The organism is Kitasatospora sp. NPDC087271 (genome assembly GCF_044744605.1).
GTDB lineage: Bacteria > Actinomycetota > Actinomycetes > Streptomycetales > Streptomycetaceae > Kitasatospora.
The window spans coordinates 343114-354836 of the sequence record NZ_JBIUYQ010000006.1 but is presented as its reverse complement, the minus strand read 5'-3'; the positions used below and the strand labels follow the sequence as shown (position 1 = coordinate 354836).

The following is an 11723-nucleotide window of genomic DNA, read 5'->3' as shown; positions in this document are numbered from 1 at the left end:
CGAGGAATTCCCCGGAATTCTCTAGATCATATCGCAGAGAGATCTTTTTTCGAAGTGCTTTCCGGTGACGTTGCGGTCACATTTTCGGCGCCGGATCCGGGGGAATTCCGTTCGGCCCGGCGCAGCGCCCCGGCGCTCAGCAGCAGCGCGAAGGCGAGCGCGGTGACCAGGCCGAAGGAGACGGTCAGCGAGGTCGCCTGGGCGAGGGCGCCGATGATCGCGGGCGCGACCAGGCCGGAGGTGTAGGTGACGGTGGCGACGCCCGCGATGGCCTGGCTGGGGTTGCTGCCGATCCGCCCGGCCGCCGCGAAGGCCAGCGGGACGGTGACCGCGATGCCGATGCCGATCAGGGCGAAGCCCGGGATGGCGAGTGCCGGACTGTCGGCGGCCACCACCAGCAGGCCGCCGACGGTGGCGACGGCGCCGCCGAGGCGGGTGGTGCGCACGGCGCCGAGCCGGCGGACCACCGCGTCGCCGCAGAGGCGGCTGACGGCCATGGTGAGCGAGAAGGCAGTGTAGGAGGCGGCGGCGATGGTGGCCGAGGCGCCGGTGACGTCCCGCAGGTAGACGCCGCTCCAGTCCATCGAGGCGCCTTCGGCGAAGACGGCGCAGAAGCCGACCAGTCCGATCACCAGCGAGCTGCGCGGCGGCAGTGCGAAGCGCGGCGGCTCCTCCGCCCCCTCCGGCGCCCGCAGGTCGGGCAGGTTCCGGCAGACGGGCTGCGCGAGGACGAGCAGCACGAGCGCGGTGACGGCCAGTTGGAGCCGGGCATCGAGGTCGAGGTGGGCGGCCAGGATGCCGAAGCCGGAGGCCAGCAGCCCGCCCGCGCTCCACATCCCGTGCAGTCCGGACATGATCGAGCGGCCGAGTCGCTGTTCGATCTCCACGCCCTGCGCGTTCATCGCGACGTCCGCCATCCCGGCCGAGGCGCCGTACGCGAGCAGCGCCACGCACAGCACCGGCAGCGAGGGGGCGAGCGCGGGCAGGGCTAGGGCCAGGCACCAGAGCGAGATCAGTCCGCGGACCGCCGCCCGCCCGCCGTAGCGGTGGACGAACCGGCCGGCCAGCGGCATCGCGAGGGAGGAGCCGATGGCGGGCATCACCAGGGCCAGGCCGAGCTGGCCGGGGGAGAGGTCGAGGCGGTCCTGGATCCACGGGATGCGGGTGACGAAACTGCCGCTGACGGCGCCGTGCACGCCGAAGACCAGGGCGATGCCGGCCCTGGCCCTGCGTGGGGAGGCCAGTGGCTCCAGTGAGTGTGTGGTCGTGCTCATCCGGCGTTCCCTCCCGGGTCGCGCAGGTGGGGCGGCGCGACGGTGCCCTGTGTGGGTGGTTGACGTGCTGGTGGGTGGTCTGACGTGCCCGGCGGTGGTTCTGACGTGCCTGAGGGTGGTCTACGTGCAGGCCGTTCGGTCCGCGCGGCGGCGACGGCCGTCCGGCGGATGGTTCGATAAAATTATCAGGAAGGGACCCTGATAGAAACACTCTGGAAGGATGAGCCGCCATGACCACCGCGCGCACGGCCACGCCGAGCACCGCCCGGGCGATCAACGACCGGCTGGCCCTCAACCTGCTCCTCGAACAGGGCCCCCTGACCGCGACCGAGCTGCGCGACCTCACCGGCCTCTCCCGGCCGACCGTCGCCGACCTGCTCGACCGCCTCCAGCGCACCGGCCTGGTCGCCGTCGTCGGCGAACGGGGCGAACAGCGGCGCGGCCCCAACGCCCGGCTCTACGCACTGGTCGCCTCCCGCGCCCACCTCGCCGCCTTCGACGTGCGCTCCGGCGGCGTCAGCCTGGTCGTCGCCGACCTCACCGGGCGCACCCTCGCCAGCGCCGAGGTCCCGGTCCACGGCGACGGGACGCCCGACACCGCCGGGCACCTGGTGCGCACCCTGCTGGACACCGCGCGCGGCGTCGGCGTCGACCGGCTGCACACCGTCGCCGTCGGCGCCCCCGGACTGGTCGACCCCGCCACCGGGCGCCTCAACAGCACCGGGAAGCTCCCCGCCTGGCACGCCGAGCTGCTCGCCGAGCTGCGCGGGCTGCCCGGCACCGAGGTGATCCTGGAGAACGAGGTCAACCTGGCCGGCCGGGCCGAGTACCGGATCGGCGCCGCCCGCGACCGCGACACCTTCGTGCTGCTCTGGCTCGGCCACGGCGTCGGCGCCGCCGTCGTCCTGGACGGCCGGCTGCGCCGGGGCTTCTCCGGCGGCACCGGCGAGATCGGCTTCCTCCCCGTCCCCGGCACCGGCGGCCTGCCCAGCGCCACCGGCTGCGACGGCGGTTTCCACAGCCTGGCCGGCAGCGCCGCCGTCTGCGAGCTCGCCCGCGCCCACGGACTGCCCGCCGGCGCCGCCGGGGACGCCCCCGCCGCCGAGGCGGCCGTCCGCGCCGCGCTGGACGCCCTCGGCCCGGGCGGGCCCGGCGGGCCGTTCCTGGACGAGCTGGCCGCGCGGATCGCGGTCGGCGCCGCCAGCATCTGCGTCGTCCTCGACCCGGGCTGCGTGGTGCTCGGCGGCGAGCTCGGCCGGGCCGGTGGCGCCGAACTGGCCGGCCGGGTCGAACGGCGGCTGGCCGAGCTGTCCCCGCTGCGCACCGAGGTCCGGCCCGGCACGGCGGGCGGCGGCGCGGTGCTGGCCGGGGCCGTCCTCACCGCCGGGGACGCGGTGCGCCGCGACCTCTTCGGCGAGTCCTGACCCGCCTCGCTTGGCGGCCCCGGCCGCCGGTACGGCAGGATGACGGCGACGGCCCGCCGCACGTGCGGCGTCCCCGTTCCCGTCCCACGTTCCCCGAGTCAGCCCCCGGGGCAGTCCCGAGTCAGTGTCAGGAGTCGCACATGGGCCAGTCCGAGGCGCCGGTCAACCCGTACCGCATCGGCGAAGCCGCGGCGCTGCTCGGGGTCAGTGCCGACACCATGCGGCGCTGGGTGGACGCGGGGCGGGTCGCGGCCGAGCGGGACGAGCACGGCCACCGGATCATCCCCGGCGTCGACCTCGCCGCCTTCGCCCGTGAGCTGGCCCGCCCGGAGAACGCCGAGGCCGAGGGCCGTCCGTCCTCGGCCCGCAACCGCTTCCCCGGGATCGTCACCCACGTGGTGCTCGGCGACGTCGCGGCCCAGGTGGAGGTCCAGGCAGGGCCCTTCCGGGTGGTGTCGCTGATCAGCCGGGAGTCGGCGGAGGAGCTGAACCTCGTCCCCGGCGCCCCCGCCACCGCGGTCATCAAGTCCACCAATGTGATGATCGAGCGGCGTTAGCCGCGTGCCGCGCGCCGACGGCGTGTCGAGCCCCGTCCGTACCGGTTCCGAACGAGAGGCCCCGCCCGGGATGTCCCACCCGCATTTGCCGACCACCCAGAGCGCCGTCCGCGCGGTCGAGGAACTGGCCGCCCGGCGCGGTCGGGAGGTCCGCGCCCAGCACGACATCGGCCGCGACCGGACCTTCGCCGGCCTGGCCGGCAACTACGGCGGGGGCGGCGAACCCGCCCCGGTGCCGCACGAGGCGCTGCTGGAGATCGGCGGCCGACCCGAGGTCACCGTCCGTCTGTTCACCCACGACGAGGCCGTGGTGACCCTCGACGGCATCGCCTTCGACGTCCAGCGCGACAGCGTGCCGGCCTTCCTCGACGCGGTCTGGGGCGGCCTCGTGCACGTCAAGGCGCGGACCTTCCCGCCGTCCACCACCATGATCGTCACGGTTCCGGGCGAGCCCAGCTACCGGGAGAGCGTCAGCATGCGCGACCTCACCCCGTGGATCGCGGGGCTGATCCGATGACCGCCGACCGCAACGCCCCCGCCGACCGCCGCCGGGTGCTCGCCGTCGCGCACCGCGGCGACCCGTACCGCCACCGCGAGAACACCCTGCCCTCCGTCGAGTCCGCGCTCGCGGCCGGCGCCGACGCCGTCGAGGTGGACGTCCAGCTCACCCGCGACCGGGTGCCCGTCCTGCTGCACGACCGCACCCTGGAGCGCCTCTGGGGCGACCCGCGGTCGATCGGCCGGGTCACCACCGCGCAGCTCGACGAACTGCGCCAAGGACCGCTCGCCGTCCCGACCCTCGCCGAGACGATCAAGGTCGTCGCGGCCGCCGGAGGCCCCCGGCTGCTCATCGACCTCGACGACCCCGGCCCCGTCGCCGATACCTGGTCCGTCGTCAGCGACCTCGGCGCCGAAGGGCTGGTCTCCTTCTGCGGCCCCGCCACCGCCATGCTCGCCGTCCGCGCGCTGGCGCCCGGCGCCGAGATCGCCCTCACCTGGAAGGAGCCCCGGCTGCCCGTCCGCGCCCTGCTCGACGACCTGCGCCCGCGCTACCTCAACCCGCCGTTCGGCCTGGTCACCCCCGAGTTCACCGCCGCCGCCGCGGACGCCGGGCTCGCCGTCTCCACCTGGACCGCCGACCTGCGCCGCACCATGCGCCGGCTGCGCGACACCGGGGTCGCCTCCATCACCAGCAACCGGATCGGCGTGCTGCGCGCCGTCCTGGACGGCCGCCGCTGAGCGTGCCGACCGCTGGACGGGGGCGGCCGCTCCGGGCGGACGGGGCGGCCGCTTCGGGGCGAACCGAGGTCCGGCGCTCGAACGTGTCCGCGAGGGCGCTTCGTCCGATGAGGTGAGCTCCACCGGCTGCTCTGTACGCGACGGACGGGGGCGGATTGAATCGGCTCCACCCTTGATCGGCCGGACGGCGGCGTGGCGGGTTCGCCGGGCAGCCCGGCGGCACGGGCACGCTGACGGACCGTCCGCCGGGACGGGGCGATTCGGACTCGTCGACGAGCCAGGCGGAGGTGGCCGTGCCCGAGGAGCACCCGGCCGGGGAGGGCCCGGCGGTGGAACCCCGGTTCGTGGGCGGGGCCGCGCCGGACCCCCGCAGGCCGTACCTGATGCTGCCGCCGGTGGTCCGGCAGGCGGCCGCCTGGTCGGCGGCGGTGATCCTGCTGCTCGCCCTCGCCTCGCTGCTGGTCTTCGCGCTGGTCGAGCTGCGGGCCGCGACCGTGCCGGTGGTGCTGGCGCTGCTGGGGGCCTCGCTGCTCTACCCGGCGGTGCCGTGGATGGTCCGGCGGGGCGTGAGTCGGGGGCTGGCCGCCGGGCTGACCTGCGTGCTGCTGGTCGCGGCCGTCTGCGGGGTGATCGCGCTGCTGGTCAACGCGCTGGTGCACAGCGCCCCGCAGATCGCCGAGTCCCTCCAGCAGGCGGGCAACCAGCTCGCCGCGTGGCTCGGCCCGACCGGGGAGAAGATCCGGCACGCGCTGGACAACGCCAAGGGGGAGACCAACTCGCTGGTCTCGACCGTCACCAACGGCGTGCTGTCCGGGCTGGGCCTGGCCACCCAGCTGATCGCCGGCGGCGTGCTGGCGCTCGCCCTGGTGTTCTTCTTCCTCCGCGACGGCCACCGCACCGGCGACACGATCCGCTCCTACCTGCCCGAGCGCAGCGCCGAGACCGTGATCGCCTGTGCCGAGCGGGCCTTCGACGCGATGGCCGGCTTCATGCGCGGCACCTCGCTGATCGCGCTGATCGACGCGACCTTCATCACCATCGGCCTGGTGGCGCTCGGCGTGCCCGGCGCGCCGGGGCTGGGCGCGTTGGTGTTCATGGGCGCCTACATCCCGTTCGTCGGGGCCTTCCTGTCCGGGGCGGTGTCCGTGCTGGTCGCGCTCGCCGACGGCGGGATCGGGACGGCGCTGTGGGCGCTCGGCGTGGTGATGGCGGTCCAGCTGTTCGAGGGCAACGTCCTCCAACCCCTCATCCAGAGCCGGACGGTGGAGCTGCACCCGGCCACCATCATGGTCGCGGTGGTGGCCGGCTCCGGGATCGCCGGCATCCTCGGGGCCCTGCTCGCCGTCCCGGTGTGCGCCGCCGGCGTGGGCATCGTCTCCGTCCTGCGCGGCGTCCCCGCCCCGCGGGCCGCCCGCCGCGCGGGGAACGGGGTGTAACCCGGTTGCCGGGGGAGGGGAGGGCGTGCGAGGATCGCTAATGCGACGGAAGTCGCAATAGCGAGGACGGGGGTTCGCATGGCACGGATCGTGGAGCTGATCGAGGTCGCCGAGGAGGGGGCCGGACCGTACGGGGTCGCCGTGGGGCCGGACGGGGGCGTGTGGTTCACGCTGGTGCACGCCGGGGAGATCGGACGGCTGGCGGCGGACGGCACGGTCGAGCGGTACGGCCTCGGGGCGCCGGAGTGCGGGCCCGCGGTGCTCACCGTCGGCCCGGACGGCGCGCTCTGGTTCACCCGGATGCGCGACCACCGGATCGGGCGGATCGACACCGACGGGAAGGCGTGCTCCTTCGCCGTCCCGACGGCGGGCGCCGGGCCGTACGGGATCGCGGCGGGGCCCGACGGGGCGCTCTGGTTCACCGAGCTGAACGCCGACCGGATCGGGCGGATCACCGTCGAGGGCGAGGTGACGGAGTACCCGCTGCCGCGGGCCGGGGCCTTCCCGTCGCTCATCACGGCCGGCCCGGACGGCGCGCTCTGGTGCACGCTCAACCAGGCGGACGCCGTCGCCCGGATCACCGTCGGGGGCGAGGTGGCCGTCCACCCGCTGCCGACCGGCGGCACCGCCCCGGTCGGGATCACCGCCGGGGCGGACGGCGCGCTCTGGTACGTCGGCATCGGCGGCGGGCTGGTCGGCCGGATCACCGTGGACGGCGAGGTCACCGAGTACCCGCTGGCCGACCGGGCGGCCCGGCCGCACGCGATCACCTGCGGCCCGGACGGCCGGCTCTGGTTCACCGAGTGGGGCGCCGGCCGGATCGGGGTGCTCGGCCCGGGCGGGCTGCTCGACGGCCACCAGCTGCCCGGCCCGGCCGCCGAGCCGCACGGCATCGCCGTCGGCCCGGACGGCGCGGTGTACGCGGCGCTGGAGCGCGGATCGATCGCGAGGTTGGCGCCGCGTCAGGGCTGACGGCGCAGCAGCTCCTCCAGGTCGGCCAGCAGGTCGAGGGCGGCGGCGCGGTCGGGCACCGCCGCCGGGGCCGGGGAACGCTCGGCGATGACCCGCAGGGCGGCGGCGGCCTGGCGGGCGAACAGGGCGAGCAGGTCCAGCTCGGGCAGGCTGGACCGGGCCTGCGGGGCCGGGTCCAGTACCTCCAGGACGCCCAGCACCCGGCTGCCGTGCGTCAGCGGCGCCGCCATCAGCGCGTTCGGGACGTACGCGGTGGACTCGGCGAAGGCCCGGTCGAAAGTGCGGTTCGCACCCAGGTCGTCGACCACCATCGGCTCGCCCGACGCGGCGACCCAGCCCGCGATGCCGCTGCCCGCCGGGAAGCGGCGGCCCACCAGGGACTCCTCGCCGCGCCCCGAGACGGCCTGGAACACCAGCTCCCCGGCCGCCTCGTCGAGCAGGCAGACCGAGCCGGCCTCGGCGCCGAAGATCGCTCGGGCCACGTCCACCACGGACTGCAGCAGCTCGCGGGCCAGCGGGTCGACGGCGGGATCAGTGCTGAGGGTCATCGGGCGCCTCCGTGATGGGGGTGGACGGGGTGGGCTCGGTCGTCGAACTCCCGCCTGGGGGCCGGTGAGGACCGGCACCGGGGCCGACCTGGACGTTGGCTGCGGTGAGGTAGAGCGCGCTCTTCAGCTGGAAGGTCGTCAGCCTCGGGTGGCCGGACAGGATGCGGGCGCACAGCCCGGCGACGTACGGGGTGGCGAAGCTGTTGCCGGTGGTGCGGATGGTGGAGCCGCCGAGCCAGGGGACCCGGACGTTCTGGCCGGGGGCGAAGAACTCGACCGGCGGCGCCGGGTTGTACAGGTGCAGGGCCGGGTCGTCCTCCTGGTGGCTGCCGACCGAGATGACCGAGGAGAACCGCCAGGGGTAGCTCTCCACCGGGGTGTTGTGGGCGGAGGCGACGATCGCGGTGCGGGCGAAGAAGGCGTCGTCGGCGATCGCGTGCAGCTCCTCCAGGAAGCGGGTCCGGGTGGTGGAGAGGCTGAGGTTGACGACGTCGAAGCCCTGCTCGACGGCCCAGCGCAGCCCGGTGATCAGCATGTCGCCGGTGCCGGTGAAGCGTTCGCCGAGCACCCGGACGCTGTACAGCTCGCAGTCCGGGGCGGTGCGGCGGATGATGCCCGCGCAGGCGGTGCCGTGGCCGCAGGTGTCGCCGGTGCGGTCGGGGCGGACCACCAGCTCCCGGGTCGTCGGGTCCTTGACGACCACCCAGGAGCCGTTCAGCGGGCCGACCAGCGGGTGGTCCGGCTCGATGCCGGAGTCCACGACGCACACCCGCACGCCCTTGCCGGTGCCCCCGCCGCCGGTGCCCCCGGTGTCGAGGGCGCCGTCGGGGCCGGCGCTGCCGTGGGCGGTGGTGTCGGCGAGCACCGGCAGGTCCGTGGCGGTCCGGCCGCGCAGGCTCCAGGTGAGGCCGGCCGGGCCGCTCACCGGGCGCCCCCCAGCCGCTCGGCCCGGCGCACGCCCGGCAGGTGGCCCTTGGCGGCGAACCGGTCCCGGGCGGTGGCGGCCGCCACGGCGGCCTCGGCCCGCCGGTCGAGCAGCAGCAGCGCGTGGGCGCGGTCCAGCGCGGTGAGCGCCTGGAGCAGCAGCGACTCGGTGGCCTCGGCGGCCTGTGCGGCGGCCGCGGTCAGCTCCAGCGCCGGGTCGGCCTCGCCCCGGGAGGCGGCGAGCCGGCCGCGCAGCGCGTCCAGCTCGATCGCCAGCACCGGCGGCAGCGCGGCCGTGGCGTCGACGCCGTCCAGGTGGCGGGCGGCCGGGCCCGGGCGGTCGGTGTCCAGCAGGGCGCGGGCGGTTGTGAGGGCGAGCCGGGGCAGCGGGGCGGAGTTGCCCAGCCGGCGGGCGACCTCGGCGGCGTCGGCGAGCAGGTCCAGCGCCTGCGCGGTCTGGCCGGTGGCCGCCGCGGCCTGGGCGGTCAGGGCCGGCAGCGAGACCATCGCGTCGGCCAGCGACAGCTCGCCCGCCAGGCCGTTGGCCTCGGCCAGCAGCAGTTCGGCCTCGTCGGGCCGGTCGCGCAGGGCGAGCAGGACGGCCAGCGGGCCGTTGAGCGCGACCCGCACCGTCCGGTGGCCGGCGCCGTGCCCGGCCAGCAGGGCCCGCAGCCGGAAGACGGCGTTCGGGACGGGCTCGGGGCCCGCCAGCAGGGAGGCGGCCAGCGCGGCCAGCACGGCCGCCCGGTCCAGCTCGGCGTCGGTGCGGGCGGCGTGGTCGAGGGCGTCGTCCAGCAGCCGTTCCGCCTCGGTGTGCCGGCCCGCCAGCAGGTGCTCCTCGGCCAGGCGCAGCCCGGCCCGGGCCTGGCCGAGGTCGTCCCGCAGGTCGATGAAGAGCGGGAGGACGGCGCGGGCGGTGGCGGCGGGCTGCTCCGGGCCGGGCGGCAGACCGCGTGCGGCCAGCGCGAGCCGGGCGTGCGCGGCGTCCAGCGGATCGGCGGCCGAGTCGCGGACCTGCGCCAGGACGGGCAGGGCCTCGTCGGCCCGGCCGAGCGCCAGCCGGGCCTCGCCGAGGCGGCGCAGGGCCGGGCCGGCGGTGCGCTCGTTCGGGTAGTGCAGCCGGACGGCGCGCTCCAGCAGGTCGGTGGCGGCGGGCAGGTCGGCGTGGGCGAGCGCCTGGGCGCCGGCCACGCCGAGGGCGGCGGCCGCGCGGGTGCGCAGGGCGTCCGTCCGGGCGTCCAGCAGGCCGAGTTCGAGTCGGTAGCGGTGGGCGCGCTCCAGGTGGCCGCCGACGGCGGCGTCCCCGGCGGCGCGGACGGCCGGCAGGTCGGCGGCGCGTTCGTGGCGCTCGGCGCGGGCCCGCTTGGACATCGACTGGTAGACCGACTCCTGGACCAGGCCGCTGCTGAACCGGAAGCTGGTGCCGGCCGGTTCGACCAGGCGGCGCTCGGTCAACCGGGCCAGCGCGGCGTGCAGCCGAGGCGGGGTGTCGTCGCCCGCGGGCAGGCCGGGGAGGCCGTCGAACGGGCCGGTGAAGACGTCGTCCTCCGGGTCGGCGAAGGCGTCCTGGTCGGCGCCGCCGTGGGCGAGCTGGGCGAGTTCGGCGGCGGTGAAGGCGCGGCCGAGCACGGCGGCCAGGTCCAGGGTGGTGCGCTCGTCGCGCTCCAGGTCGTCGATCCGCGCGCTGAGCAGCGCCCGGCCGGTGGGCGGGAGTTCGTCGGCGAGCGCGGGGCCGTCCGCCTCGGTGAGGGCGGCCAGCAGCTCCTCCAGGTGCAGCGGGTTGCCCTCGGCCCGCTCCAGCAGCCGGGTCGGCACCGCGTCCTGGTGGGCACTCAGCTCCGTCAACTGAGCGGCCAGCAGAGCCGATTCGTCCCAGGACAGGCCGCCGACCGGCAGCGCCGGCAGCTCGGGGCGGGAGGCCGGCAGCTCCGGCCGGGCCAGGCACAGCAGCAGCACCGGGGCCTGGCCGAGGGCGGCGACCAGTCGCTCGACGGCGTCCAGCAGCACCGGGCCGGCCCACTGGCAGTCGTCCAGGACCAGCACGGCCGGGCGCTCGACGGTCCGCCCGCGCAGGATCGCGGCCAGCCGGTCCAGGGACTGTTCGGCGCTCACCCCGGGCGCGGTGGCCTGCGCCAGCCGGTCCAGCGCCTCGGCGGGCGCGGGCGTCCCCGGGCCGCCGAGCAGGGCCCCGACGGCCTCCGCGAGCGGGGTCAGGACGCCCTGCTCGCCGTAGCTGCGGCAGCGGCCGGTGCCGCAGCGCGCGGTGTGCCGGCCCGTCCGCTCCTGCCACTCGCGCACCAGCCGGGTCTTGCCGATCCCGGCCTCGCCGACGACCAGCAGTAGTTCGGCGCCCTGACCGCCGGCCACCCGGGCCAGCGCGGCGTCCAGCTGGGCGAGTTCGCGCTCCCGCCCGACCAGCGGGACGTCGAAGCGGCGCAGCAGCTCGGGGTCGTCCTCGTCCAGCCCGACCAGGCGGTACGCGGTGACGGGCTCGGCCTTGCCCTTGAGCCGCAGCGGGCCGACCTCGTGCACCTGGGCGGCCGGCCCCGCCGCGCGCAGGGTCTGCGGGCCGATCAGCACCTGGCCGGGGGCGGCCTGGGTCTGGAGCCGGGCGGCGATGTTCACGGTCTCGCCGGAGATCAGGGCCTGGCGCGCGGAGGCGTCCGAACCCGCCACCACCTGGCCGGTGTTGACACCGATCCGGACGTCCAGGCGGACCCCGAGGGTGGCGTCCAGCTCGGTGTTGAGGTCCTCCAGGTCCTCCAGCATGGCGAGCGCGGCGGCCAGCGCCCGGTGGGCGTCGTCCTCGCGGATCACCGGGACGCCGAACACCGCCATCACCGCGTCCCCGATGAACTTCTCCAAGGTGCCGCCGTGCGCCTCGATCTGACGGTGCATCCGTTCGAAGTAGCGCAGGATCACCTCGCGCAGCGTCTCCGGGTCGAGCGCGCCGGACAGGGCGGTGGAGTCGACCAGGTCGCAGAAGACCACCGTCACCAGCTTGCGCTCCTCGGCGGCCAGGTCGAGGGCGGCGGCCCGGGGGGTGCCGCAGGCGGGGCAGAACTGGTCGTTCGTGCTGGCGAGTTGGGCGCAGAGCGGGCAGGGCATGGTGGCAGTCCTTCGCTAGTCCTTCGCGGTGCGGGGAGTGCATGGGGTGTGCGTGGAGTCGGGGGAGTGCGCGGGGTCGGGGAGTGCATGAGGCTGGAGAGTGCGCGGGGCCGGGGGGTGCATGGGGCTGGAGAGTGCGCGGGGCCGGGGTGCGCATGGAGCCAGGGTGGGTGTGGTCGGAGCCGGGCGTGCGGGCGTGCCGGGCCAGGCTCCCCGGCCCGGCTTCGGGCCCGGTTCGCAG

General features: G+C 76.2%; 10 protein-coding genes. 6 read left to right on the top strand and 4 right to left on the bottom strand.

Annotation, left to right across the window (positions count from 1 at the left end; all coding sequences use genetic code 11):
* Nucleotides 1-26 precede the first annotated feature (26 nt).
* The gene (locus tag ACIO9K_RS13730) at nt 27-1274 is read right to left on the bottom strand and encodes an MFS transporter (protein WP_400329528.1); all 1248 of its coding nucleotides are present in this window, start codon (nt 1272-1274) and stop codon (nt 27-29) included.
* A 230-nt stretch (nt 1275-1504) separates the two neighbouring features.
* On the opposite strand from ACIO9K_RS13730, the gene ACIO9K_RS13725 reads away from it, so the two are divergent.
* From ACIO9K_RS13725 to ACIO9K_RS13700, 6 genes are all read left to right on the top strand, one after another.
* A complete protein-coding gene (locus ACIO9K_RS13725; protein ID WP_400329525.1) occupies nt 1505-2698 on the top strand; it encodes an ROK family transcriptional regulator in 1194 nt (397 codons plus the stop codon).
* 140 nt (nt 2699-2838) lie between these two features.
* Nucleotides 2839-3255 (top strand): molybdopterin-binding protein, encoded by a 417-nt coding sequence (locus tag ACIO9K_RS13720; RefSeq protein ID WP_208869038.1) that lies wholly within the window; start codon nt 2839-2841, stop codon nt 3253-3255.
* An 85-nt stretch (nt 3256-3340) separates the two neighbouring features.
* Nucleotides 3341-3772 carry a hypothetical protein gene (locus ACIO9K_RS13715; RefSeq protein ID WP_400329522.1) on the top strand — a complete coding sequence of 144 codons (432 nt, stop codon included), beginning with the start codon at nt 3341-3343 and terminating at the stop codon, nt 3770-3772.
* A complete protein-coding gene (locus tag ACIO9K_RS13710; RefSeq protein WP_400329519.1) occupies nt 3769-4494 on the top strand; it encodes a glycerophosphodiester phosphodiesterase in 726 nt (241 codons plus the stop codon). The genes ACIO9K_RS13715 and ACIO9K_RS13710 overlap by 4 nt, the downstream gene beginning before the upstream one ends.
* Before the next feature lie 293 nt (nt 4495-4787).
* Nucleotides 4788-5930 carry an AI-2E family transporter gene (locus tag ACIO9K_RS13705; RefSeq protein WP_363621687.1) on the top strand — a complete coding sequence of 381 codons (1143 nt, stop codon included), beginning with the start codon at nt 4788-4790 and terminating at the stop codon, nt 5928-5930.
* Between the two features lie 78 nt (nt 5931-6008).
* On the top strand, nt 6009-6902 hold the full coding sequence (locus tag ACIO9K_RS13700) for a virginiamycin B lyase (protein WP_400329516.1): 894 nt from the start codon (nt 6009-6011) through the stop codon (nt 6900-6902).
* On the opposite strand, the gene ACIO9K_RS13695 is transcribed toward ACIO9K_RS13700, so the two are convergent.
* Genes ACIO9K_RS13695 through ACIO9K_RS13685 form a run of 3 tightly spaced genes read right to left on the bottom strand, consistent with a single transcriptional unit; the run spans nt 6893 to nt 11482 of the window.
* The gene (locus ACIO9K_RS13695; RefSeq protein WP_350879761.1) at nt 6893-7450 is read right to left on the bottom strand and encodes a GAF domain-containing protein; all 558 of its coding nucleotides are present in this window, start codon (nt 7448-7450) and stop codon (nt 6893-6895) included. The genes ACIO9K_RS13700 and ACIO9K_RS13695 overlap by 10 nt on opposite strands.
* Complete coding sequence (locus ACIO9K_RS13690) at nt 7434-8375, bottom strand: S8 family peptidase (protein WP_400329513.1); 942 nt, start codon at nt 8373-8375, stop codon at nt 7434-7436. The genes ACIO9K_RS13695 and ACIO9K_RS13690 overlap by 17 nt, the downstream gene beginning before the upstream one ends.
* Nucleotides 8372-11482 carry an adenylate/guanylate cyclase domain-containing protein gene (locus ACIO9K_RS13685; protein WP_400329510.1) on the bottom strand — a complete coding sequence of 1037 codons (3111 nt, stop codon included), beginning with the start codon at nt 11480-11482 and terminating at the stop codon, nt 8372-8374. The genes ACIO9K_RS13690 and ACIO9K_RS13685 overlap by 4 nt, the downstream gene beginning before the upstream one ends.
* Nucleotides 11483-11723 lie beyond the last annotated feature (241 nt).